Origin of the sequence: Raoultibacter phocaeensis (genome assembly GCF_901411515.1) — a bacterium.
GTDB classification, from domain to species: domain Bacteria; phylum Actinomycetota; class Coriobacteriia; order Coriobacteriales; family Eggerthellaceae; genus Raoultibacter; species Raoultibacter phocaeensis.
The window spans coordinates 1,268,513-1,292,968 of record NZ_CABDUX010000001.1 but is presented as its reverse complement, the minus strand read 5'-3'; the positions used below and the strand labels follow the sequence as shown (position 1 = coordinate 1,292,968).

Annotated in this window: 17 protein-coding genes and 1 tRNA gene; 8 read left to right on the top strand and 10 right to left on the bottom strand. The window is 59.1% G+C overall.

All coding sequences use genetic code 11. The annotated features are described in order from the left end of the window. The first annotated feature begins 179 nt into the window (after positions 1–179). Positions 180–1,625: a response regulator transcription factor gene (locus FJE54_RS05090; RefSeq protein ID WP_139651633.1), complete on the top strand. Its 1,446-nt coding sequence runs from the start codon at positions 180–182 to the stop codon at positions 1,623–1,625. Between the two features lie 80 nt (positions 1,626–1,705). On the opposite strand, the gene FJE54_RS16425 is transcribed toward FJE54_RS05090, so the two are convergent. The 4 genes from FJE54_RS16425 to FJE54_RS05070 form a co-directional block, all read right to left on the bottom strand. Further along, positions 1,706–1,951, bottom strand: coding sequence for a zinc-ribbon domain-containing protein (locus FJE54_RS16425; protein ID WP_139651632.1), 246 nt, complete (start codon positions 1,949–1,951; stop codon positions 1,706–1,708). Further along, positions 1,927–2,427, bottom strand: coding sequence for an FKBP-type peptidyl-prolyl cis-trans isomerase (locus FJE54_RS05080; protein WP_218971895.1), 501 nt, complete (start codon positions 2,425–2,427; stop codon positions 1,927–1,929). The genes FJE54_RS16425 and FJE54_RS05080 overlap by 25 nt, the downstream gene beginning before the upstream one ends. Before the next feature lie 62 nt (positions 2,428–2,489). Beyond that, positions 2,490–2,978 carry an oxidoreductase gene (locus FJE54_RS05075; RefSeq protein WP_139651631.1) on the bottom strand — a complete coding sequence of 163 codons (489 nt, stop codon included), beginning with the start codon at positions 2,976–2,978 and terminating at the stop codon, positions 2,490–2,492. Next, positions 2,978–5,332 (bottom strand): molybdopterin-dependent oxidoreductase, encoded by a 2,355-nt coding sequence (locus tag FJE54_RS05070; protein WP_218971894.1) that lies wholly within the window; start codon positions 5,330–5,332, stop codon positions 2,978–2,980. The genes FJE54_RS05075 and FJE54_RS05070 overlap by 1 nt, the downstream gene beginning before the upstream one ends. A gap of 860 nt (positions 5,333–6,192) precedes the next feature. On the opposite strand from FJE54_RS05070, the gene FJE54_RS05065 reads away from it, so the two are divergent. The 5 genes from FJE54_RS05065 to pknB all read left to right on the top strand — a co-directional run bounded on the left by FJE54_RS05065 (position 6,193) and on the right by pknB (position 14,219). After that, positions 6,193–7,647, top strand: coding sequence for an FHA domain-containing protein (locus FJE54_RS05065; RefSeq protein ID WP_139651630.1), 1,455 nt, complete (start codon positions 6,193–6,195; stop codon positions 7,645–7,647). Between the two features lie 54 nt (positions 7,648–7,701). Then, the gene (locus tag FJE54_RS05060; protein ID WP_139651629.1) at positions 7,702–8,115 is read left to right on the top strand and encodes an FHA domain-containing protein; all 414 of its coding nucleotides are present in this window, start codon (positions 7,702–7,704) and stop codon (positions 8,113–8,115) included. Next, positions 8,115–9,344, top strand: a complete 1,230-nt coding sequence (locus tag FJE54_RS05055) for a Stp1/IreP family PP2C-type Ser/Thr phosphatase (protein WP_139651628.1) — start codon at positions 8,115–8,117, stop codon at positions 9,342–9,344. Before FJE54_RS05060 ends, FJE54_RS05055 begins: the two co-directional genes overlap by 1 nt. Further along, a complete protein-coding gene (locus tag FJE54_RS05050; protein WP_139651627.1) occupies positions 9,341–12,142 on the top strand; it encodes an FtsW/RodA/SpoVE family cell cycle protein in 2,802 nt (933 codons plus the stop codon). The genes FJE54_RS05055 and FJE54_RS05050 overlap by 4 nt, the downstream gene beginning before the upstream one ends. A gap of 79 nt (positions 12,143–12,221) precedes the next feature. After that, on the top strand, positions 12,222–14,219 hold the full coding sequence (pknB, locus tag FJE54_RS05045) for a Stk1 family PASTA domain-containing Ser/Thr kinase (RefSeq protein WP_139652226.1): 1,998 nt from the start codon (positions 12,222–12,224) through the stop codon (positions 14,217–14,219). A 237-nt stretch (positions 14,220–14,456) separates the two neighbouring features. On the opposite strand, the gene FJE54_RS05040 is transcribed toward pknB, so the two are convergent. Then, positions 14,457–15,491: an IS1595 family transposase gene (locus FJE54_RS05040; RefSeq protein WP_139650786.1), complete on the bottom strand. Its 1,035-nt coding sequence runs from the start codon at positions 15,489–15,491 to the stop codon at positions 14,457–14,459. A gap of 480 nt (positions 15,492–15,971) precedes the next feature. Here FJE54_RS05040 and FJE54_RS05035 point away from each other — a divergent pair. Next, positions 15,972–16,047, top strand: a tRNA-Arg gene (locus tag FJE54_RS05035). Positions 16,048–16,150: 103 nt separating this feature from the next. Here the strand turns inward: FJE54_RS05035 and FJE54_RS05030 are convergent. The 3 genes from FJE54_RS05030 to FJE54_RS05020 form a co-directional block, all read right to left on the bottom strand. Further along, positions 16,151–16,519 carry a PH domain-containing protein gene (locus FJE54_RS05030; protein WP_139651626.1) on the bottom strand — a complete coding sequence of 123 codons (369 nt, stop codon included), beginning with the start codon at positions 16,517–16,519 and terminating at the stop codon, positions 16,151–16,153. Positions 16,520–16,615: 96 nt separating this feature from the next. Further along, the gene (locus FJE54_RS05025) at positions 16,616–18,025 is read right to left on the bottom strand and encodes a helix-turn-helix transcriptional regulator (RefSeq protein ID WP_139651625.1); all 1,410 of its coding nucleotides are present in this window, start codon (positions 18,023–18,025) and stop codon (positions 16,616–16,618) included. 105 nt (positions 18,026–18,130) lie between these two features. Continuing rightward, on the bottom strand, positions 18,131–19,609 hold the full coding sequence (locus FJE54_RS05020; RefSeq protein ID WP_180326574.1) for a helix-turn-helix transcriptional regulator: 1,479 nt from the start codon (positions 19,607–19,609) through the stop codon (positions 18,131–18,133). Positions 19,610–19,787: 178 nt separating this feature from the next. Here FJE54_RS05020 and FJE54_RS05015 point away from each other — a divergent pair, with 178 nt between their 5' ends. Beyond that, positions 19,788–21,398, top strand: a complete 1,611-nt coding sequence (locus FJE54_RS05015) for an FAD-dependent oxidoreductase (RefSeq protein WP_139651623.1) — start codon at positions 19,788–19,790, stop codon at positions 21,396–21,398. Positions 21,399–21,675: 277 nt separating this feature from the next. Here FJE54_RS05015 and FJE54_RS05010 read toward each other — a convergent pair whose 3' ends face one another. Continuing rightward, a complete protein-coding gene (locus tag FJE54_RS05010) occupies positions 21,676–22,986 on the bottom strand; it encodes an FAD-dependent oxidoreductase (protein WP_139651622.1) in 1,311 nt (436 codons plus the stop codon). Between the two features lie 966 nt (positions 22,987–23,952). Further along, on the bottom strand, positions 23,953–24,237 hold the full coding sequence (locus tag FJE54_RS05005; protein WP_139651621.1) for a twin-arginine translocase TatA/TatE family subunit: 285 nt from the start codon (positions 24,235–24,237) through the stop codon (positions 23,953–23,955). Positions 24,238–24,456 lie beyond the last annotated feature (219 nt).

The window sequence follows — 24,456 nt, the reverse complement described above, 5'->3', positions numbered from 1 at the left end:
TTGGCATTATCCGATAAGGTCTCTTCGCGCAAAACAGCACGTTTTTTCATAGACCTCAGAGGTTTATTTCGGTAAAACCCCAGTAAAAAGGGGGTTTGCCATACAGAGAATTCACGACGGAAAGTACGGGTATCCCGTTAGAATGGTCTTGAGCGGCGATACATCACGGGGGTGGTACTATGATCGCACAGAGCATTCAGAAAAGCTTCGAGCGCTCCTTCGGAACCGCATGCTTTCTCGCGTACTTTGCACTTCTGTTTTTCAGGCATACCGAAGAGATGACCGGACAGTATCTGCCGTATGCAGCAGCAGTTGGAATATTGTTCGTGATCGTGTTTGCAGCGTGCGCTCATGTTTCCGACACCTTGGACAAAATCGGACCTGCGCGCCTCTCGGTTGTAGCCTGCGCTCTGTGCGCTGGCGGAGCGGTTCTGCTCGAAGGGGCGATCGCTTCGCCGCTGGTCTTGATCGGCGGATTGCTTTCGCTCCTCGGATGCGTCGTGTTCTTCTTGATCTTGGGAAAGAACCTGGCATTCTACGACCATCAGGAACGCATATGCCAGCTCGCTGCTGCATTCATCGTCGGCGCGGCTATCATCGCAATTGCATCCACACTCACCGATACGGCCATGTTCATCATTGCGCTCGTATTGCCCGTGCTGACGGCGCTTCATCTCTGTACGCTTAAGCCGAATAAAAGCAGCTTTTCGTTTGCAAGCCTCGCATCGTCGCGCAAGAACCACCGCTTCTCGGTTACCACGTTGTTCACCACCGCAATGACGGGATTCGTGTGGGGCATCGCCTTCTGCCTCATCGCCAAACCAATGCACCCTACGGTGGCCGCACCCCTGTACTTCGCCCTACCGTTCGCGCTCGGGGGATTGATCTGCATGGTCGACCTGTTCAAGTTCAAGAAGATATCGGAACATTCGCTGCTTCGCTGCTTTGCGACCGCAGCGTTTGTGGCAATCGCCCCTTTGCCCTTCGTTCCCGAATGGGTTCAGCAACTGTGCGGAGCCTACCTGTTCCTCGTGTTCTCGTTTGATACTATCGTGTGCTTTTCTGCTATGGGCGAGGTGGCGCGCTTCAATCAGATTTCGCCGTATTGGGTGTTCGGCATCAGCCTTGCATACTATTTTTCAGGGGCGTTCATCGGGTATCTCGGATTCGAATGGGCGATTTCCCAAGAGCAAACGGTGCCGTTGCTTGCGGCGTGCTTCTTCACGCTCTTGCTCATCGTGTGGTGCAGCAACTTCGTGTTCCAGGATAGCTATCCGTCGGGCGAATCGTTGGCCGATCTGGCCGAAGCGAGCACGAGTTTGCTGAAAAACGAAAGCAGGCCCGCTCTATGGCAGCGCAAGATCGACCGCATCGTCGAGGAATACGAGCTGACGGCGCGCCAGCAGGAGGTATTCCGCATGCTCGTGCGCGGGCGCAACGCCCAGTACGTTGCCGAGAAGTTCTATATCTCGAACAGCACGGCGAAAGCCCATATCCATAACATCTACCGCAAGCTCGACATTCACTCTCAACAGGAGCTCATCAATCTCGTTGAGAACGCCGAAGCCCCCGCCCCCGAAGCACCTCCGGCGGGCCAGAAAGCAGACATGTCGTCGGCACGGTAACCGAAGCAAGAACGCGAAAAGGACCCCGTCCGCCGCACGATGCGAGCGGACGGGGTCCTTTTCGCGATGCCCCGAACCGGTTACTTTCCCGGTGCCCCGGGTGCTTTCGGTGCACCGGGAGATCCCGGAGCCCCTGGTGCCTTCGGTGCTCCCGGTGCTCCCGGTATCCCAGGCGCACTCCCGACGCCTGGTGCACCGGGCGCACCGAAGGCACCTGCAGGCAGCTCTGCACCGCATTGCGCGCAAACCGTTGCCGACGATTCGTTCTCGGCTCCGCACTCTGCGCACGTTTTCTTGATTTCTACCGCTGCGGGTCTAAAACACATGATTGATCCTCCTTGCTCGTTTTTTCGATATCGTCTACCACATCGACCAGCTTGAACCAGTACTCGAGATCCTTTCCCGCAAGCAGATGGTTGAAATCGATGGTCACGACATCCTCCATCGCTTCGATGCAAGTGACGGGAACGTTTTTACCCGATACGGGATGGCGCCACGCAAACACCGTCCCTTTCTCAAGCTTGTCTCCTCCTGAGATGAAGGTACGCGGGTAGCGCTGCACGCCTTCGGGGTCGTGGCTTCCGTACGCTTTTTCGTAGGGGATGACCACCGTGCGTTCTTCACCGATGTCCATGTCATAGAGTACCTCGCTCACCCCGCGGGGGACCTCGCCGCTACCGAGCAGAATGCGTTCGGGTTCTGCTTGCGCATCCGGCGAGTGGTCTTCGATAACGGCTTCGCCAAGAGCGCCTCCCCGATAGTACACCAAAGCAATGCGCCCGTTATATTCGTCGTGCCTCATACCTATCACCTCCGACGGGCATCCGCCAAAACAGGCGGCGGACGCCCGTTTCGAATTACGGTCTAATCGATGCCTACATCGGTTCGGCTGTCGCTTCGCTGGCTGCTCGTCGTGAAATGCTCGTTCTCCGTCACTTCGATAGCGGCTGCATGATGCACCTTCCCAGAAAGCTTGTTTTCCGGAACGAACGCACCGCGCGCCTCGATCGGCTTGAATTGGGGCACGAACAGCACCTGCTTGGATTTCTCGGCCAACTTCGGTGCGAGCTCGGCGACGGTGCCGTAGTACATGACGTTCGCCAGGCAATGGTGCACGCACGTAGGTTCGCGGCCTACCGCAGTACGTTCGGCGCACAGGTCGCACAGGTCGGTTGGAAACGGAAGCTTGTTCCAGTTGACCATGTGCTCCTCGATCTCCCAGGGGCCGTCGTCGTGTACGCGGATGCCCCACTGCCCAACCGGGTAGTTATGTTCTTCCTTGCATGCCACCTCGCACGACTGGCAGCCCGTGCAGTATTCGTAATCGATCAGGAGTCCGTACGTCGCATCCATTACTGATCCTCCCTCTTGAATGTTTCCCAGATCAGCTGCATATCGGTATCGTAGTTTTCGGAAATGGGCTTGATGTTGCATAGCAGGCATTTGAACGGAGCACCGAATCCGAGCTTTCCGAAATGGAAGTTGGGAACGAGATTGTTGATGTTCGAGCGGAACGTCCCGTACAAGTTGGGCTCGTTCGGATCGTCCTCGGGGAACCACCAGCCATGCTGCGCGTGGATGGTGTTCTCGTCGACAGCTATGGTCACGTTCGCCTTAAGCTTTGCCGACCCGAATTGGTTCCACACCTCGCACCACTGGCCGTGCGCGATACCGAGCCTCGCCGCCGTCTTCGGATGGATCTCCACGAGCGGATCGGGGTTGAGCTCGCGGCAGAAGGGAATCTGGCGGTTTTCCGAATGGAAGAACGCATAGGCGCGCGCTCCCGTTGTGAGCACGAACGGATACTCCTCAAGCAGCTCGGGGGTGTTGAGCGGACTGTACTGCGGTTCCTCGTAATACGGCAGCGGATCGTCTCCGAACTGGGCGAACATGGTCGACCAAAGTTCGACGCGCCCTGTCGGCGTATTGAAGCCCGGCTGGCCGTCTTTGCGGAGATGCCCCGTTTCGTATTTGTAGTATTCGACATCCTTCTGCACGTACACTTCCTTGCACACGTCTTTGAAGTGGTGGTTGTTGTGCAGACGCAAATCGTCGATGAAATCGTATACGTCGTGGTAATTCTCCCAGAGCTGGGGATTGAGCCGCTTGCCCACGATCATGCACGTTTCCATATCGGTTTTGCATTCGCCCACCGTAAGCGCCTTGTTCATGAAACCGGTGCCCACCGGAGTTGCGCCGTAGTGCGCGAAGTCGACGCCGTCTTCCTCGGCAGCCGTTGCAAGCGGCAAAAACACGTCGCATACCGCCTGCGCCGAAGGCGTCATGAAGCACTCGAGCGTGAAGCAGAATTCAAGCGTCTTGCACAGGGCGTCATGCCAGCGCTTCGGTTCGGCGGACGTGCAGGACATGAGGTTGTTGCCCGCGAAGAAGCCCATCTTGATGGGATACGGCTCGCCCGTCTCCATCGCTTGCAACGTCAGATCCGCGTGAGCGTCGAGAATGGTGTTGGCGTAGGCTGGGTATTCTTTAAGGCCGATCATCTTGCTGATGAGCTCCTGGCCGAGCGCCTCTTCGAACCCGAAGCCCGTCTCGTTCTGCCCCGAGCTCGCGTTGCCGAGGATCTGGCCGCCCGGCACGTCGATGTTTCCGGTAATGGCCATGAGGCAGATCGCAGCATGCGAAAGCTGCATGCCGTTCGCCTTCTGATCGAACGCGAGACCCCATTGCAGCGATGCCGGCTTGGCATTGGCATACATGCGTGCAGCTTCCTTGATATACTCGGAATCGATGCCGCAGATCTCTCCCGCCTTCTCGGCAGGCATATCGGCTACCCGCTCCGCCAACTGGTCGAAACCGTAGCACCAGTACTCAACGAACGCGCGATCGTACAGATCTTCTTCGATGATGGTGTCGAGCATGGCCATGGCAAGCGCAGTATCGGTACCGGCGCGCAGCGCGAGATGGTAATCGGCGCGCGATGAGAGCCAGGTGATGCGGGGGTCCACGATGATGAGACGCGCACCGCGGCGCATCATGTCGATGACCGCATGGCCGAAGAAACCGTCAGGGTTCGAGGCAAGCGGAGCTTTTCCCCAAATCATGATGCATTCGGGATTCACGAACGCCGGATCTTCGTAGCGCCCCGGCAAACCGCCCGCATAGTCGATTTCCGGATACGGGCTTCCCAAGTTGTACGCCGCAGCCGCCATACGCGGCACGTAGCAAGCGTATCCCGACTGCGTATAGCACATGTTGGGCGATCTCAGCATATAGGTGCCGTACGGGCCGAGCGTGCCGCCCTCGCGTCCGGTACCCACGAAGAAGACGACGCTTTCACATCCATACTCCGCCGTGATGCGCCGATAGTTGTCTTCGATGATGTCGAGTGCCTCTTCCCACGTGCAGCGCTCCCATTTATCCGCCTGGCCTCGATGCTTCGGGTCGCGCTTCATGGGATAGGTGATGCGACTCGGATTGTACACGAAATCCTTGAGCGTCAAGCAGCGCACGCACAGGCGGCCCTGCGTGATCTGCTGGTTCTCGTCTCCCTCGACTTTGACCAGCTTGCCCTCGTCGTCCACATACAGCTTGACGCCGCATCCGACCGGATGGCACCCTGGCGGCGACCACGGCGCACTGCGGACAACGGTGCAGCCGTTCTCTTCCCACTTCCACGGTTTCCCCAGATCGTTGGTCTCGCCGAGCGTCGGAAGAGGAACGGCGGGTTTCGCCTTCATGTCTTCCATGGCTCCCTCCTTTTCTTACAGTCAATACAACCGGCATAGGGATCGGCCGGCTTCGCGCGAGTTCCGCTGGCCGTCCGTTGGTTCACGGTAGTATGGAAGCAGTTGGTTTGGCTATTGGCCCCGTCGGTCAAAATGCGGTCTGACCCTGAATTCGCGTAAACCCGAGAGGTTTATTTTGGCTATCCGCCGAGAACAGCGCCCAAAGCGTATTCTTACAGAATGCGGCGGCGTGGCGGACATCGGCAGGCTTTGCACGCGGGAGGGCCCTGTTCTGGCCAATCGGCTCGTACCGCCGTTATATCAGAATCGACATGCGCCCGTTCGGAACGCTAGCTTCGGATCGCCATCGGGCGCCATGCGAGGCCGCATCAGTACAGGCTCGGTGGAGGAACGGCCCCAGTCTGCACACTTTCTCGCGTTGTGTTGCGTTTTAACGATCTGCGCTCCTTTCGATTAGGGTATTCTTTACGAGCCATCTGCTAAAACATCCCGTGAGTCCGCGCTGGGCGGTGGCCGTTCTGCAACATCAGGGTTCCGAGCGCAACACAACGCGAGAAACTGTGCAAAAAGAGGAGAATCCTCTAACAGCGGACAACTCGCTTTCCGCACACGACGCGGTATCTCATCATGCATAGGGCATTCGAACGCACTCCGAACTCGGATGCAGGCAGATGCGAACGACTGCCGCAAAGGCAAGTGGGATGGTCCCGAATGCGAATGAACGTGCGAACCAACCCTTCTTCATAAAAATGACGATTGCGTAAAGTATGCGCACTCAGCTCGCGTTTATGGCAAGATGGAAGTTCCTTGTATCGACATGAAACCGAACCCGAAACGCACTGGTCAGTAAGTGAGGAACGATGGGCTTTTTCTCAAAATTCGAGGGCCGCATGGAAGATGCCTTCGAAGGCGCAGCCGATAAGATGTTCGACGCGCCTATCTCTCCCGTGCAGATAGCGAAAAAAGCAGAGAAGATGATGCGCCGCGAAAAGATGGTCGGTGCAGGCAAGCAGTATGCGCCGACCCTGTACACGGTGCTCGTGAACCCGGATGACGATCAGCGCCTGTTCGGGTACTACCCCACGCTCGCCGGCGAAACCGAAACCTACCTCGCCGCGAAAGCCGCAAACGAAGGCCTCGTCATGGACGGTCAGCCACTCGTGCGCTTCATCGTGGACGACGAGCTCAAGCACGGTAAGTTCGACATCATCGCCGAACCGGTTGCCGCCCCCATCATTTCGCAGCTGCGCGCCGAAGAAATGCAGCGCTACGGACTCGGCGGCGCTCCCGCACGCGGGGCTGGCGCGGGTGCAGCGGGGGGCTTCGGCCAACCAGCGGGTGCAGCAGGAGGCTATGCCCAGCCGGCTCCCGCCTACGGCGCCCCACCGCAAGCCGCCGACCCGTACGCACCCGGCCGCGGGCTCGACCCGTACGCTCAGGCGGCACCGGCAGCCTATGATCAGCAGCAGTACGGCAACGCTTACGACCAACCCGAAAACAAGCCGCCGTTGCCCTACGTCCCCGAAGATGAGATCGATTACTCGGTCGATTACGGCGAGTACACCTTCGACAGCCAAGACTTCGACGACTACCGCGAAAACGGCGTAGCCGCTCGTCCTGTCAGTCAAAACGGCGGGTTCGACGGCTACGAAGACAACGGGTACGCAGACAGCGGTTATGGGGCCGGCGAATATGCGGCGGACGGCTATGGCGAAGCCGGCCAGGAAGGCTACGCCAACGACGGGTATGCCGCCTGTGGCCAGCCCGATTACAGATACGCTGACGACGGGCACAACCGATTCGGCGCATACGAAGACCGCCACGCCGTCGCCTCCGCCCCGTTCGACGAGCACGCGGGCATGAACGCGGGCATCGCCGGAGCCGCGGTAGGAGCTGCGGCCGTCGGCGGCGCGGCAGCAGGAGCGCACGCAGGACACGCTGCCCGACAGGCAGCCCCGATGGGTGCCCCCGACACCGTCGTGTTTGCAGCCGGGGGCGGAAACGCCGCACCGGTCCCGAGCGTCGGTGCCGTGCGCGCGCGCCTTGTCAACTTAGGCGACAACCGCGCCTACGACCTCGCAACGGCGCGCCTCGTGCTCGGGCGCGATCGCAAAAGCGACATTGTGGTCGACGACATCAACGCAAGCCGCACCCATGCCGAGCTCCGTTTCGAGCCGCAAGGCGTCTGGGTGCTCACCGATCTCGGCTCAACGAACGGCACCTATGTCAACGGCATCGAAATTACCTCGCAGCCCCTCCGCGGCGGCGATCGCATAACCATCGGCATGACGAACTTCGCGTTTTCGGCATCGTAGCAAGCCGCATGCCGTGCTAAACCGTTTAGGACAGCTGGACATAAGGATATTCTTGTGATTGATGTTGCATTGCTGATCGGGCGTCTTCTGTTCGTGGCCCTGCTCTATCTGTTCCTGTTCGCCATCATGCGGACGGGAATCGGGCTTGTGCGCGGTCAGCGTAAAAAGGAGAAGAGCTGGAGCATCTCGGTCGAGCGCGGTCCGAAGGAACTGCGCGGCATCCAGATCGCGGTGCACGGCCCGGTTATCGTAGGACGCAACCCCGGCTCTGACATCGTGATCGGTGCGGGCTACGTTTCCGGTCGCCACGCGCGCTTCACCCTCATGGGCCAGAATCTGTTCATCGAAGACCTCGGATCCACGAACGGCACAGCGGTAAACGGCCAGCCTATCACCGAGCCGACGGCGTTGCGCAACAACGATGTGGTCAACGTAGGTGACGTGGCGATCAAGGTGAGGTACGCGTAATGGCGCGATCCAGCTCGACACCCACCTTCGGCAGCCGTACCGATATCGGGTGCGTGCGCGATCACAACGAAGACAGCCTCGTGGTCACGCCGCCCCTGTTCGCCGTAGCCGACGGCATGGGCGGACACGCAGCAGGCGAAGTAGCCTCCGAAATCGCCGTGAATACGCTCGCCGAATACGCCCCCGATCACGCCGACAGCGAAGCGCTCGGGTTCGCGGTTGTCGAAGCGAACCGCGCCGTGATCCGCGGCGTACAGGAAGGTATCGGGCGCGAAGGCATGGGCTGCACGATGACCGCCGCGATCCTCGAAGGCGAACGGCTCGTGCTCGCCCAGGTGGGAGATTCGCGCGCATACCTGCTCCACAACGCGAATCTCCAGCAGCTCACGCGCGATCACAGCCTCATGGCCGACATGATCGAAGCGGGGCAGCTGACCGCCGAAGAGGCGCGCTACCACCCGAACCGATCGGTCATAACCCGCGCCCTCGGAAGCGATCCGCACATGGCGGCCGATCTTTACGAGCTGAACGTCGAAGCGGGCGATCGGTTGCTCATCTGCTCAGATGGCCTCACCACCATGCTGCAAGACGATACGATTAAAGAAATTCTCATGCGCGTCAAGGATCCACAACGGTGCGCGAGCACGCTCGTCAGCGAAGCGAACGCCGCAGGCGGCTACGATAACACCACCACTATCGTCGTCGATGTTACAGGACATGCAGAAATGCGGCAGAAGAAATCCGCGCGCAAGGTCAAGATCTCGATGGTAGTAACCTTGCTTTTGCTGGTGCTTGTGGTAGCGGGAGCCTTCTTCGGATTCCGCTCCTATGCGAATACGGTCGCCTACCTTGCCAACGACAACGGCAAGGTGGCGGTGTACCGCGGCATTCCCGGAAGCTTGTTCGGCATCCAGTTTAACGAACTCGATCACACAACCGATGTTTCGGTGTCCGATCTGCAACCGGGCGTGGCAAACCGCCTGAACGACAGCATCCGCGTCGACAATCTCGATGCGGCTAACGCGCTCGTAGAAGAGTACGAGGCGGAAATCAAGGAAAAAGCTGCAACGCCCGCCGGCAGCGATGCCGAGGGAAGCTCGAGCGCTACCGACGGCACAGAGGGAAGATCCAGCTCGGGCGCAGCCGGTAGCTCGGGTTCGGCTGGCGCATCCGGTTCGGGCACATCCGACGGCTCGAGTGCCAACGACGAAGGCGCGGCCACCCGATGACGAGACGCACCATAGAACTCATCCTCTTATGCGTTGCCGCGCCCATCGTGGTGCTCATGTTCGCCATGATCGCCGTCAACCAGGGCCAAGCGCTCAACATGAACACGCTCGGAGTTCCCGTAGGCATCTTCGCGGCGTTCGTCATCGCCCATCTGGCCGTGCGCAAGTTTGCTCCAGGGGCCGATCCAGCCATCCTGCCCATCGTGTTTGCCCTGTCGGGCATCGGCATTGCCTTCGTCACGCGCATCGCGCCGTACTCGGATTCGACGAACATGGCGACAAACCAGGTCATGTGGCTGTTCCTCGGCGTCGTATGCATGGTGCTCGTACTCGCGTTCTCGAAAAACCTCGACAAGATCGCGAACTACAAGTACACGTTCATGATCGTCGGTTTCGCGCTGCTGCTCTCCCCGCTCATCCCCGGCCTCGGCCAGGAGATCTACGGCAGTCGTATCTGGCTGAACATCGGCGGCGTCTTTTCGTTTCAGCCAGGCGAAATCGCGAAAATCGTAATCGTGCTGTTCTTGGCGGGCTACCTCGCCCAGAACCGCGAAATGCTCTCGGTGTTCACCTGGCGCGTGGGGCCGTTCAACCTGCCCGACATCCGCACGCTTCTGCCCATGATCCTCATGTGGGTGGTCGCGTTGCTCATCGTCGTGTTCGAAAAGGATCTCGGCAGCGCGCTCGTGTTCTTCTTCATCTTCCTCATCATGCTCTACGTGGCCACCGGCAAGAAGTTCTACCTCGTCGTCGGCGGCATCATGATAGCCATCGGCGCCGTGGCCGCGTGGTCGCTGTTCGGCCACGTGCAGGATCGCGTGGACATCTGGCTCGATCCATTCGCCGATCCGAGCGGCAAGGGCTTCCAGATCGTCCAATCCATCTACTCGATGGCCGACGGCGATCTGTTCGGCGTGGGAATCGGGCGCGGCATGGCGGGCGGTCTCGACGGGTTCGGGCGGCTGCCTGTCGTCGAAAGCGACTTCATCTTCACGGCGATCTCCGAAGAAACCGGTCTGCTCGGCGCTGCGGGCATGCTGCTTTTGTACCTGTGTTTCGCCATCCGCGGCATCGTGACGGCGGCCCGCGCGAAATCCGACGTGAGCTCGTTCATCGCCGTCGGCGGCACCGCCATCATCGTGCTGCAGGCGTTCATCATCGTCGGCGGCATCACGCGCCTCATTCCGCTTACCGGCATCACTTTGCCCTTCGTGAGCCAAGGCGGCTCATCGCTTCTTGCGGGCTTCATCATCGTGGGACTTTTGCTGCGCTGCGGCGATGAGGGCACGGGCGTCGGCACCGAGATGAAAACGGGTACCGCCGCAATCAACCCCAACGGCGTGCTCGGTCGCGTATCGCTCGGCAAGCGCCTTACGAACGTCATGCGCATCTTCGCCGTCATGTTCGCGCTGCTCGTGGCCAGCCTCACGTTCATCATGGTCGTGCAAGCCGATTACTACAAAAACCTGCCTGGCAACAACCACACGATGGCGCGCGAAGCCCAAACCGAGCGCGGAACCATCTCCACGTACGACGGCACCGTGCTCGCGCAGAGCGTAAAGAACGAGAACGGTACCTACGAGCGCGTATACCCCGCCGGAACGCTCGCAAGCCACGTCGTCGGGTACTATTCGCAACAGTACGGCACAAGCGGCATCGAGGCGGCGTACAATTCGACGCTCAAAGGCCAGCAGAACTTCGCCACCCTCACCGACGTTATCAACGCTGCAAGCGGTATCAACACCCCTGGCAACGACGTGAAGCTCACCCTCAACTCGAAGATCCAGCAGGCGGCGCAAGACGCGCTCGGCGGGAATGCGGGCGCCGTCGTGGTGCTCGATCCCGAAACGGGCGCCGTGCTCGGCATGGCTTCCGCCCCCACCTACGATGCCGCCGATGTCGAAACGGTGCTCGAACAGGCCGCAACATCGGATTCGAGCGCGCTCATCAACCGCGCCACCCAAGCGCTCTACGCGCCCGGCTCCACGTTCAAGGTGCTCACGCTCGCAACAGCGCTCGCCGGCGGCGTAGCGACCGAGGACAGCGTGTACAGTTCGCCTTCGAGCATGGACATCGGCGGTGCGAAGGTATCGAACTTTGGCGACATCGACTACGGCGACATTACGCTCGCCCGCGCGACCGAAGTGTCTTCGAACGTGGTCTTCGGGCAGGTCGGCGTCGAGATCGGTGCGGATCGGCTCGTGGCGGCCGCCGAAGAATACGGCTTTAACAACCTCGTCTCGTTCGATTTGCCGCTTGTTGAGTCGATCATGGCCGATCCGAACGAGATGTCGGAATGGGAGACGGCGTGGGCGGCAGACGGCCAGCCGGTTGCCGGAGGCGATGCGCCCCAGGAAAGCCAGCCCGGCCCGCAAGCCACCGCCTTGCAGATGGCTATGGTGGCAAGCGCGATCGCCAACGACGGCACGATCCAGACGCCGTATTTGGTCGACAGCGTCTACAACGCCAACGGCGAGAAGAGCTTCACCGCCTCGCCGAAGGAATACGGTCGGCCGATTTCGAAAGAGATCGCAAACCGCGTAACCGACGTCATGGTCGATGTCGTGAAGAGCGGCACGGGCACGGCGGCGGCGATTTCGGGCATCGACGTAGCCGGTAAAACGGGTACGGCGGAAACCGGCAAGGCGCTCGACGACAGCTGGTTCATCGGGTTCGCGCCCGCCGACAACCCGCGCGTTGTCGTAGCGATCGTGATCGAGGAAAGCTCTGAGCGAGACGCAGCTCAGAAAGCGCAAAATGTGTTAAGAACGGCTTTGGAAGTGCAAGGCCTTTTGTAAATACGGTATGCTGTTGGCACTCGTATGACGAACCGCCAAACGCATGTGGACCAAGAGGAGCAAAAACGTGACCGGAACCATGATAGGCAAGGTTTTCAACAACCGCTACCAGATTACGGAGCGCATCGGCATCGGGGGGATGGCCGAAGTGTACCGCGCTCAGGACAACGTGCTTGGTCGACTCGTTGCCGTGAAGATCATGCTGCCCCAGTATGCAGCCGATCCGAGCTTTACCCAGCGCTTCAAACAGGAAGCGGCCGCAGCCGCGAACCTCCAAAGCCCTTACATCGTGAACGTGTACGACTGGGGCCATGACGACGATACGTATTACATCGTCATGGAGTACGTGCGCGGAAGCGACCTCAAAACCGCCATCAACGAGCGCGGAGCCATCAACCAACGCAAGGTTGCCGAAATCGGCTCGCAGGTGTGTCAAGCCCTGAGTGTCGCCCACAAGCTCGACATCATCCACCGCGACATCAAACCGCAGAACATCATGGTCCAGCCCGACGGCAACGTGAAGGTCATGGATTTCGGCATCGCCCGCGCGAAGAACTCCGTGAAGACCCAAACCTCTTCGGTGCTCGGAACCGCGCATTACATCTCGCCCGAGCAGGCCCAGGGCAAGGAGCTCACCTACGCAAGCGACATCTACTCGCTCGGCATCGTGCTATACGAAGCGGCAACCGGTCGGCTTCCCTTCGACGGTCCCGATGCGGTCAGCGTCGCCATGAAGCAGGTGAACGATCTTCCCGCGCCGCCGCGCGAGATCAACCCCGACATCGATCCTACGCTCGAAGCCATCATCATGAAGGCGCTCGCGAAAAACCCGCTTGAGCGCTTCGCCACCGCAAACGATATGAAGCAGGCCTTGAACGACTATTTGGCCGGCCGACCCGTAGCGCTTGGCGGCGGTGGCTTCGGTGCCGCTGAAACCGCCGTGCTCGGAGGCATGGCCGCAGGTGGAATGGGTGCTGCCGCCATGGCCGACGGAACCGCCGTCATGCCTCCGGCGGCAAACGGCGGCGTGAAGCCCGTCAACACGCAATCGAACTACCGCGCCTCGGATACGACCAAGACGAAGAACAACAAGAAAACAATCGGCATCGTGGTGGCCATCGTAGCCGCCCTCGCCGTCATCGCCATCGGAGTGTTCGCGTGTTCGGGCATGTTCGCTTCGGGCGAACCTATCCCCGACGTGAAGGACAAAACGGTCGAGGAAGCAACGCAGATTCTCGAGGACGAAGGTTTCAAAGTAGGCAAAACGACCGAGGTGTTCGACGACTCCGTTGAAGCCGGCTACGTTGTGGGCACCGATCCAAAAGCGGGCGACAAACGCGAGAAGGGATCGACCGTCAACCTGCTCGTTTCCAAGGGAGCCGAGGAAGTGACGGTACCCGACCTCAAGAACAAGACCCGCGATCAAGCAGAAAAGTTGCTGAAGGAAGCGGGCCTTGAGGGAAGAGCAGGAACGCCCGCAAACAGCGATGATATCGAGAAGGACCACATCATCAGCCAAGATCCCGAAGCGGGCGGCAAGCTGGCAAAGGGCAGCACCGTCACCTACGTCGTCTCGCTCGGCAAAGGCAACGTCGAAGTTCCCGATGTGCGCGGCTACAGCGAAGGCGATGCGAAAGCTACGCTTGAGGGTGCAGGCCTCGTGGTGACCACAAGCGAGTCTACGAGCGACTCGGTAGAAGCCGGCTTGGTCATCAGCCAGAACCCGAGCCAGGGTTCGAGCGTAGCGAAGGGCACGACCGTCAACCTCACCATCAGCACGGGCAAGAAAACCGCCACCTATTCCGTCTCGGTCAATTCGAACGGAGGCGGCACGATTACAACATCGGCTTCCTCGGTCGAAGAGGGTAGCACCGCAACGATCAAAATCACTCCGGACAGCGGCTACGAGGTGGCCTCCGTAACCGGGTTGGGTCAAGACGTGCAACCGAACGGCGGAACGTTCACTATCACCGTAACCAGCAACGTCACGATCAACGTGACATTCAAGGAAAAGACGCCGACGCCCGACCCGCCGGAAGGCGACGGCAACCAGCAGCAACAGCAGCAGACGACGTAGCCCCAAGCGAATATTCTGCATCCGACTTGAACCGGACCGCCCTCGCTGCGGTCCGGTTCGTTATTTAGCTACGTCTTCACAGGGCTTTTCTTCGACCTGCATTGGAACCCCCCTCAAACGGTAGCTCGGTTTCCCAGAGCATACGAACGCCCGCAGTGCAGCGGTCGAGCCAATGCGGCGAACCGACCACGTCCCAAAGCGAAAAATCACGCCCGTTGTAACAGATTTTTGGCTGTGTTAGACCACTGTTGACATATTCCAGTACTCTCCGAAGGGAAACGGAGTTGAAGGATAGTTCCTTCTGGTCGTCTCGTATGTTCCGCTTATGGCATTTGAGTACAGCACCTCACGACGGTCAGCATCGCTTTTCCTGAATTGCTCAACGTAGCAAAACCAGTCAAGGTAATGTTTAAGGCGCCTTGTGGAAACACCTTTGAACGGGAATAGGAAATCCCTCAAGCGTGAATGGAGAGCATTGACCATGTTGATCTTATACCCCTTACCCGATGATGTGCAATAACGCCTATGCCCCGCACCGATCGATGCCAAGGCTTTGGGGTAAGCTGCATCCCAGTCACTTGATACGATGGCCCCTTTTTCGACCTTGCCCTTTAGGAGCGCCTCGATATCTTCGATGCTCGATTTGCCCCGACAGCACACCTCGCAGAAGCAGTCTCCCCGGTCACTGATGCCGGTTAAGATGCTGATCCTTTCCCTGGACGACCCCGAAACATGTATGGCGTTCCCCCGCTTATGGGGTTTTCTCGGTAGCGAAACAGACCCTGATCTGGTCCAGTTCCCCGAGAGATTCTCATTGACTATGGTTTCATCGATCTGGCAGGCTGACCCTTTCCCGACACGAAAAGGCATGAGTCTTTTCGCCATCACCTCACAAAGGCGGTGGCGCATGAACCAGGCGGTGGAAAGGCAGGTATTGCAACGCTTGGCAGACTCCCGAAGACTCAATGCATCCACCATGCATGCGGCAAAGCTCATCCACGCCCCTCCGCTGAGCTTCGAGTTTGCCAGCAGTCCTTTGGTCGCACCGGAAAAGGTCCGCGCACAGCCGCCGCAAAGCCATCGTTGTTCTCTTGAGCGGCCATGGCCCTTCTTGGTGAAGCGCGCACAGCCGCAGTGCGGACAAACGGAAGGTCCGTTGCCTTCAGAGCTAACGATCAGCTCTTCGGCAATGGCTTCTTTTAGGTGGGCGAGCATCTCGATTTTCTCAGCGCGGGTTAGCTGGGGCAAAAGTTGGTGTAGAATCTCAAGCATAGGCTCTTCTCCTTACTGGTCGTCTGATAACTTTCAGTATAGTTGGAGAGCCTTTTTGGTACAAGTGTTCTTGTCAACAGTGGTCTAACACAGCCAGATTTTTGCGACTTGTGCACGAATGTACGTTTGCGGTTGCCGTCGTTTTGCATCATCGACTATCACATGGATAGCTCGCGCTGCGTTTTCCCAGATGGCAAAATACCAGCTTACAGAGCGCAGCCCGCAACAGCCCTCAGCCTACCCTTTCGGATGCACAAGTCGAAAAAATCTGTTATTCGAAACCGTTTTTTCCGCCCGACGGTGCTCGCTATCGCCCACTGTATGCGGTCAAACAGTCTCGCTTCCTCGGAACAACCTCCAAGCGGCAGCTTATTTGCTTGCGCATCTGCTCGTCCGCTTATCTGCGCCGATTCTGCATATGGACATCACAAGCCAGCTTCCCGCAACGCGAGGGTAATGGTAGAATACGAAACGCACCACGCCTCCGTAGCTCAGGGGATAGAGCATCGGTTTCCTAAACCGAGTGCCGTAGGTTCGAATCCTATCGGGGGCACCATAAACACGCAGGCCAGCCGCACAACGCGACTGGCCTGTTCTTCGAGCTAAGGAAGCAGAACGACTCTCGGTAAGCAAGCAAGGCGACTCTCTGCACTCGCCCTTTACGCGTTCAACACGCAGGACGAAATGATGGCATCGAGCTTTCTGATATCGATTCCCTTTTTCAGATTCACCTTAACGTGACCGGCACGCGTCCAGAACTCCATCTCCGTGTTGATGTCGATGTGACCAGCACTCTCTGACGACCACATGTCCACCGATTTCCACGGCAGCGAATAGATTTCGACCTTCTTACCCGTAAGCCCCTGCGCATCGCGAACGATCAAGCGTCTGGTTGTGAAAATCGCCGAATCACGAAAGGTTTTATAGGCGGCGATCGGATCTTCCCCTTGAATGAGCAAGCTTTGCACATCGTTGGGAATCGGGCATTCGGATACGAGCGTCCATTCGAGTTGTGCACCTATTTCCATACTGATCTCCTTTGCAAGGATGCGGGTAGATGTTCGCATCATGCCGCCGCCCAAGTTACGGCCGTGCATCAATGATGCGCATGGTTCAGTATAACCTTAGCACCGCTTCCCTTCGCTCAGATCGATGAGTTCCTGGCGGCTGTGCACGCCCGCTTTCGCGTAGATGCGACGCAGGTGCGTGTCGACCGTGCTTTTGGAGATATGCAGCTCCTGGGATATGCGCTCGCTCGTACGCCCCCTGAGTGCAAACGGGAGTATCTCGCCCTCGCGCTCGGAAAGACCGTATTCCTTCGCGATCGCCGTGCACGCATCTTCCAGGGAATCGGTGCTCGTCACGATTTCGGAAAGGTTCGCGAAATCGCGTTCGGTGAACAGAAACACATAGGAGAACAGCACGAGTATACCCGCGAACACGACCACCGAATACGGCGTCACGTAGCCGGGTTGCGCGTAGTCGAACACGTTTGCAACGGCAACGCCCACAAGCTCTCCGCCGAACAGCGCCGCGAAACCGCGTGAGAACGACAGGGTCGCATCGGTGCCCGTGAGCTTAGCCAAAACCAAAAACAGCGAGATGAGCACCGCCGTGAGCCCCAGGTGCCCCGCAAGGACCACCGCTTCGCCCGGCATGAGGGATTCGGAGAATTGCGGCACGGGGATAAGCAGGTAGCCCGTCATCATGATGAACAGCGCCAGGCGGTACGCTTTGTTGAGCGCAGCGCCGCGCCCAAACCCGTCGGACCGCAAGAGCGAAAGCGTTCCGAGCGCAAACGCCCCGAACAACAGCAAACTGACCGGATACGATGCCATCGCCGCAGACCCGGGATCGGTATTGAATGTTTCCATGAAGCCGGCGGCCATGCCGAACAGAGCCGTGCCCGCGATGATCTTGAGCGAGAGCATAGCCGTGTCGCCCGTTGCGTCGGAAGCCGGTGCGATCGCAGCCGGTGCGGAAGCTGAAATGGAAACAGTCATGAGCGCCGCAGCGCTTCCGAACGGCAGCAGATGGAGCACGAAAGCGCTCCCATCGAACGGAATCAATGATACGATGAGCCCGACGAGTGCGCCCACGGCCGATCCCACGAACACCTCGGGCGCCGATATCTTGGTCGACGTTTCGCCGAACGTGCGCCCCCATGCAGCAAGCAACAACGCGCACGGCAACCCGATAAGCGCCCCTTCGATGGGAATCCAGTACGCAGAAGGCGAGCCGAGAAACAACGGTATGAACGAGCCGAGTACGCCCATGCATGCATACACGAGAAACATCGGCTTGGAAAACAGCAATGCGCGGGTTTTCGGCGACACGAGCCTCAAAACGATGAAGCCTATGACCATGAACAGCAAGGTGCCGAACAGCTCGGCCCGCTCGAAATTGTACGATCCGATCGTGTACGCGCGGTTCGAGCCCATGTAGAACAGATAGAATACGAAGCCCTGATTGCAAGCGAACCCGAGAATGCGGCGCAAGGAGAGGTTTCCGGTTGTCTGCACCGCTGCTCCCATCGCATTCCTCCTGCCGCCTTAAGTTTCCGTCGCATCAATGATAGCAGGAGATGCGCCCCATCAGGCTCATCGACGGCAAACCGACAACGGCTCCACGATTGGCGATCAGCGCTCTTCCATCACACGCATGAGTTCCTCATCGACGATATCCATGAGAACCTGCTGCGAGCTTATCTCCATCTTCTGATAGATATGCATGATGTGGGTGCGCGCCGTCCCATCGGAAATTACGAGCGCTTCGGCGATATGGCGCGCGTTGCGTCCCCGCGCCAAAAGCACGAGCACCTCGCCCTCGCGCGGCGTGAGCTGGTAGCGTTTCGCCACGCGCGAGCAAGCTTCGGAAAACGCGATGTCGGTGTTCGCTTGAAGCTCCGATGCTTCCTTCGCCTTGTCGAGCCGACGGGCGCTGTTGCGTCGGTACTGGAGAAGCCTCACGGCGCTCGATATCAGCAAAACGGTGAAGGCGGCAAGGATGATGCCCGTCTCGAGCAACCCGCCGCAGCGCTCGGGAAGAATCATGATCCCGTATACGCCGAGCGCCCATCCCGCGCGGTACGAGAAGTACGCAATGCAGGTGAACACGAACGGCGCGTTGCCCTTGCGGTAATTCCTCGGGACGGTCCACACGAACAGGAGCAGAATCGAATACGCCACGGCAAGCGGCACGAGGTACAAAGGAACGCCCGCCGCCCCGAACTGCGCCGAAATGTAGAGCGCCACAAGCACAAGCGGCAGCGCGAGAATGCGCAGCAGTTCGAGAAACTCCGTCTCTTGCAGGTAGCGAAGCAGCGCGTAAAACACCGCTCCGGCAATAACCGTGCCGATACCCGATGTCACCTGGATGGTAAACGATGCTCCCCCGCTGTCCTGCGTCATGATCACCGTGCTGTGAAGCGCAATAAGCAGCACTTCGAGCAGCGCGATGCTGATGCAGTACTCCCAGAACGGATAATCGCGCGCGAACCCCTCGCTGTCGCGCACTTCGGCTGCAATGTCCTCCCGCTCGGCCTCGCGCGCGCTGTCGAGGTAGCGGCTATCGGACCACATGAGCAACCCCACCGATACGGGAGCGAAGAAAAACAAGATACCCACCGCAACCGAAAAATCGAATGCGAGCACCGCTATCTGCATGATTCCCGCCCCGGCGATGCCGAATGCGAATGCGCTCACCGCTTTGCGAACGCCCACGTCGAGAAAGAACTCTGCATACAGGACGAACAGAATGCTTGCGCAGTGCATGGCAACCGACACGGCAATACCGAGCGGCTCGGAAAGCTGCACGCCTAAAGCTTGGGCGCAGCGCCCCGCGAGTCCCGCCGTTTGAACTGCGGCAAGAGCAACGAGCAACGGCTTGCTGCGGTAGAAGCGCCTCGGCGTTGCAAGCGTTCGATTGATCAAAACCGCAAGCACCGCGGCAATGAAGACGACGATGGATGCAAGCTCTGCTGGGCTGCGCGTCTCGAACACCCACAGCGCCGTATACCGTTCGTACTCGGTACTGGCAATGCAAAGCGCCAAACCGATCGTTGCCGCAACGAGCCATCGTGCGCTGCCGCTCGTCTCGCTGTTCCCTCCCTCGGCCACCGGGTCTCCTTCCGTCTCCGACAGCATATCTGCCTCGATCACCCGAGAATACGATTGTAACGATGATGTCACGAGACAAATCAGATTTTACGTCTGATTCGCTCAAACCTTGCGCAGCGTAGCTTCGTAAGCACACGGACCTTATCCGTGAACAGGTTTTCCAGGAAGGGAGAAAATCATGAAAGAATTGACACGGAGGAATTTCCTCCTCGGCTCAAGCGTGGCCGCAGCGGGGATCATGGGCGCAGGAGTGCTTGCCGCATGCAGCCCCGGCGCCGAAGCCCCGACGACGGAGGCGAAAGCCGAAGAACCCGCGCTGAAGGAGGCAACCCAAACCAAAGAAGCCGACGTGGTGGTTGCCGGACTCGGTGCGGCAGGCCTGCTCGCCGCATACGGCGCCGCGAGCAACGGGTGCACGGTCATCGCCGTCGATGCCGCTGCATCGATGGACGGCACCACCAATACGCGCACCTCGGCAGCGTTCGCCGTTGGCTCGAAGCTACAGGAGCCGAGTCCCGAGCCGCTGACCATCGAAGAGTTCATGGCGTACGTAAACACGGGAACGAACTACCAATCCAATAATAAGGCGCTTCGCGCAATCATCGAAGCGTCGGGCAAAGCCGTCGACGTGTTCGTCGATGCCGGCATGCCGTTCAACGTCGATTTCACGAACAGCACCTCGGCCGACCCGATGATGGTGCGCGGCGGATGCGTCTACGGCGTTGCCGGCGAAGAGCGCGCCGCGTACTTCACGAAAATCGTCGACGACGCAGGCGTAGAATGCCTGTTCAACACCGCGGCAGAAAGCCTCATCGTCGAGAACGGAACCGTCACCGGCCTGCAGTGCATTTCGGGTAAAGACGTCATCGACATCAAAGCGAAAGCCGTCGTTCTCGCAACCGGCGGCTTCCTCGGCAGCGAAGAGGAGACCGCAAAGCATTTCGCCGGTGCGAAAATCGTCAATATGGGAAACATCCTCAATACTGGGGCCGGCATCACCATGGCCATGGATGCAGGCGCGCAGATCGGCAAATGCTTCAGCATCTCGATGAACGAGTACGGCGGAGCGAACACGAAGGCTTCCCCCACCTACTCCTTCCGTCCCACATCGGGCACCAACGAAGCCATGCGCCTGCCCGTGTTCGGCGGCATCCTGCTCGACGGCGAAGGCGACCGCTTCGTCAACGAGGGCGTCATGTGCGAGAAGACGATGTTCTGCTGCGAGCCGCTCGTGCGCGAATCGTACTACTACGCCGTCTGCGACGAGGCGTTCATGAAGCGCTGGGAGACCGAACCGTTGCCGACCTTCTTAGGCGACGAGCGCATGAAAGGCATGTTCGCCGACGTCGTGGCAACCGACATCCGAGAACAGTTCGACAAGGCCGTCGACGAGGGATGGGCGTTCAAGGCCGATACCTTGGCCGAACTCGGCGAGCACTTCGGGCTTTCGAACCTCGAGCAGACGGTTGCGCAGTACAACGAATACTGCGCCACGGGAGCAGACGAACTGTTCTTCAAGGACGCGAAGTACCTCACTCCCATCGAGGAAGGGCCCTTCTACATCGTCGAATCGATGCCCGCAGGATGGCTTTCGCTTGGCGGCATCAAGTGCAACGCCCGCTGCCAGGCGGTCGATGCCGACAACAAGGTTGTTCAAGGGCTCTACGTTGCGGGTGCCGATGCGGATCTGTTCACCTCCCCGTACTACGCCGCTGGATCGGCGAACGGCTTCGCGGTCGGCTCGGGGCTTATCGCGGGCGAAGAAGCAGCGAAGACCGTGAGGGGCTAGGCAACGAAAGCCGAACACGCAGTGCGAAAAGCCGTCGCAACGCTTGCGGCGGCTTTTTCCGTTGCGCGCCGCCGAGGAGCACAGGGGCACGCGCCTTCGCGAAGAGCCATTGCACCGAGCGAGGCCCCGAACGCTGGCATCGGTTCGTCTGGGAGCCGTTGTCGTTACACTCCGTTGCCGCCGCCTTAAAGCGCAAACGCGACCTAGCCCACCGATGTCTGGAAGCCGTTGTCGCTGCACTCCGTTGCCGCCGCCGCTGCCTGCAGAAACAAGCTCCTTAGCTCACTGATATGTCTTTGAGCGCGGGGTTGTCGAGCACGGTTCCGTTATCGTCGAACCGCGACCCGTGACACGAGCAATCCCATGAGCCTTCCGCATCGTTGTGCGTAAGGCCGCATCCCATATGGGAGCACCGCTTCGTAGTCGGGCGCAGCATGCCTTTCGCCGAGGCCAGACCCCTGCGCGCCACCTCGCCGAGCGGCTTCTTGCGCCGCGGGGAGACGACCTCGTCATAGGGGCTTTGCCCGTCAACGAGCAGGTCGCGCAGCACAATCGCCGCGAGCATGGCGCTCGTCATCCCCCATTTGCTGAACCCGCTCGCTACCAAAAGCTCCGGCGCGCTGTTTCGATGAATGCCGGCGTAGGGCGCTCCGTCGAGGCTCATGCAATCCTGCGTTGCCCACGCGCCTTCTTCGGTGGCCCGAGGGCACACAGCTTGCACGAATTCGCGGAGCTTTCGGTACTGGCCGCCCGCTTCGCCCGTTTTATGTCCGCCCCCGCCTACGAGCAGGTAGTCTTTGTACGTGCGGAAAGAGAAGCTCCCGCTTTGGGCACCGATGAACATGCCGTCAATCGGAAACGCCTGCTTGAGCGCGAGGATGTAGGATCGGTATTGGTTGAGCTTGATGAAGTACCATCCGGGGATGTTCACGAGCGGATAGCGAGTTGCTAAAACGATATGATCGGCGGTGATCGTCGCACCGTCGTCCGTGAACGCGCGGTTGCCGTCTACACCGATGACCTTCGTGTGCTCGCATACGGCGAGACCGGGTGTGAGGCCCCACAGAAACTTGAGCGGGTTGAACTGGCTCTGCTCGGGAACACCGAGAGCGCATGCGTGCTCGAAGGGTAGCGGAGCGTCGTCGAGCAGGTGGTAGGGCATATCGAGCGCCTCGTACGCGGCCGCCTCGCGTTCGAGCACCGCACGACCCTGCGTGCTGTATACATATGCGCTTCGGTATTCGTGATCGCACGAAACGGCATCGGCCATCGCTTGCATCTGCAAAAGAGCGTCTTGCTGCGCATACTGGTACAATCGGGTCCGTTCGAGTCCGATGCGCTCGATCATATCGGCGTATTCGAGACCGTGTTGCAGCGTCACCTTCGCCGTCGTGAGCCCTGTGGCTCCTCTTCCGATACGACCCTGTTCGACCACGAGGCATTCGAGTCCCGCATCGGTGAGCAAACGCGCGCAGAGAATACCTGCCAGCCCGCCGCCAACGATGAGGACCTGCACTCTCGTATCGCCCTCTAAACGCGGATACGCTATCGTACGATCCTGTACGCTCTCAGTCCACAGCGATTCCATACGCTCATCTCCTTTTGCGCCGGGCACCTTTCGTTTTCCCGATTGTAAAGAAGAGCGAGCCGCTTAGCCTTATCCGTGAAAGAGGCGTTTGCGTTTTGACAGCGTTTCGAAGCATGCAGAAGCGGTGCGAACCCATGCGGCCTGCGGAGCCCTTCACAAAAGCGAGTCCCCACGGCGGAAAAGCCGTATGACGGCGCGCGCGGCCGAACACAGGAGGAGGTCCCTGTCCGAGGCGGGAGCCCCCAAAAGCCCAATAATTGCCGCTGTGAAGTGCCCTGTAACGAATTACCGATACAGGCAAATTTCTCGGAAACGATAACCCCTGCTCACCGGTTCGTCGGTTTCTCGGTGCATGCGATGGCCTTCCGCTTGCGCACCTCGTTGGTGCTTTTAAGCCCGCCGAACGCTTCACGACGGCGATTTTTGGGCTTTTGAGCGGCTTTTCCGCTGTGAAACCTTCCGCTTGACGCGCAGCATTCTCTCGCTGAGAACGGAAAAGTCCCGCGGCGTCGGGCGCGAGCTGCTCGCAGCAGCGCGCCGCCACCCTGATCCTGCACCGCGCAGATTCGCCCGGCAACAGAACGATCACTGTTCTGAACGTGGAGGCTACCGAGACGGCATGAAGCTTCTTCTGAAACGCGTACGGTGCATTCCGACAAGGGGTCGAAATAGACTATCTTCTCTAGCGAAAGAGAGTCGTCTTGATAAAACCCAATCCGTAAACGCAGTGATTAGGAGTACGCTATGAACGCCGTATCTTTATAAACTGCCATTTTTAAAAATTGGATTTCGTCTGGTATGCGCATGAGCCCTTACGTACGCAGGTTAGGGTGTTATTCAATTGCATCAGTAGAAAAAAGAAACCGATGCGCCGGCACTGAGGGAGGGAAGGGATGCAGTGCGGGCGCATCGGCTGATATCACCCCGCGAGGGTGCGGGGCCAACCATGAGGAGGGTTTTCAAAAGCTAGTCGACAACTGCTGCTTTCTTCGTTGCGACTTTCTTGGCGGTCGTGGTCTTGACGGTTTTCTTGACGGGGGCCTCTTCTTCGATTTCCTCGTCTTCTTCCATCTCGATGATTTCATCGGAAGCGTCTTCTATCTTCTTGTCGCCGCCGAGGCCTTCGCGAAGGTTCTTCACCGTCGAACCGACTGCCGCACCGAGTTTAGGGAGGTGCTTCGGCCCGAAGATGAGCAACACGACTGCCAGGATAATAAGGAGCTCGGGAACACCCATGCCGAGAATTTTCATTTGCTGTGCCTCCAAACACTCTTTCGTCTCGCAGCCGCATTCGCGCTGCCATATTGTAAGCGGTTCGCCCGACGTGTGGTCGAGCACGAGACGTATAGTGCCCCGAAAGCTCCGATTCGCCTATCCTGAAAACTACTGATTTTCAAAGTTCGGGAAAAACGTGCGTGTCATGCAAACTGAGTACACTTGCTGATCTGCGCTTATTGTACGTGCGCGCAC

Bases quoted from the DNA above. Each gene is read 5' to 3' on its own strand.
- FJE54_RS05040 (WP_139650786.1), bottom strand. From the start codon at position 15,491: ATGCTTGAGATTCTACACCAACTTTTGCCCCAGCTAACCCGCGCTGAG.
- FJE54_RS16425 (WP_139651632.1), bottom strand. From the start codon at position 1,951: ATGTGTTTTAGACCCGCAGCGGTAGAAATCAAGAAAACGTGCGCAGAG.
- FJE54_RS05050 (WP_139651627.1), top strand. From the start codon at position 9,341: ATGACGAGACGCACCATAGAACTCATCCTCTTATGCGTTGCCGCGCCC.
- FJE54_RS05055 (WP_139651628.1), top strand. From the start codon at position 8,115: ATGGCGCGATCCAGCTCGACACCCACCTTCGGCAGCCGTACCGATATC.
- FJE54_RS05025 (WP_139651625.1), bottom strand. From the start codon at position 18,025: ATGGGAGCAGCGGTGCAGACAACCGGAAACCTCTCCTTGCGCCGCATT.
- FJE54_RS05090 (WP_139651633.1), top strand. From the start codon at position 180: ATGATCGCACAGAGCATTCAGAAAAGCTTCGAGCGCTCCTTCGGAACC.
- FJE54_RS05070 (WP_218971894.1), bottom strand. From the start codon at position 5,332: ATGGAAGACATGAAGGCGAAACCCGCCGTTCCTCTTCCGACGCTCGGC.
- FJE54_RS05065 (WP_139651630.1), top strand. From the start codon at position 6,193: ATGGGCTTTTTCTCAAAATTCGAGGGCCGCATGGAAGATGCCTTCGAA.
- FJE54_RS05080 (WP_218971895.1), bottom strand. From the start codon at position 2,427: ATGAGGCACGACGAATATAACGGGCGCATTGCTTTGGTGTACTATCGG.
- FJE54_RS05010 (WP_139651622.1), bottom strand. From the start codon at position 22,986: ATGGAATCGCTGTGGACTGAGAGCGTACAGGATCGTACGATAGCGTAT.
- FJE54_RS05075 (WP_139651631.1), bottom strand. From the start codon at position 2,978: ATGGATGCGACGTACGGACTCCTGATCGATTACGAATACTGCACGGGC.
- FJE54_RS05005 (WP_139651621.1), bottom strand. From the start codon at position 24,237: ATGAAAATTCTCGGCATGGGTGTTCCCGAGCTCCTTATTATCCTGGCA.
- FJE54_RS05015 (WP_139651623.1), top strand. From the start codon at position 19,788: ATGAAAGAATTGACACGGAGGAATTTCCTCCTCGGCTCAAGCGTGGCC.
- FJE54_RS05030 (WP_139651626.1), bottom strand. From the start codon at position 16,519: ATGGAAATAGGTGCACAACTCGAATGGACGCTCGTATCCGAATGCCCG.
- pknB (WP_139652226.1), top strand. From the start codon at position 12,222: ATGATAGGCAAGGTTTTCAACAACCGCTACCAGATTACGGAGCGCATC.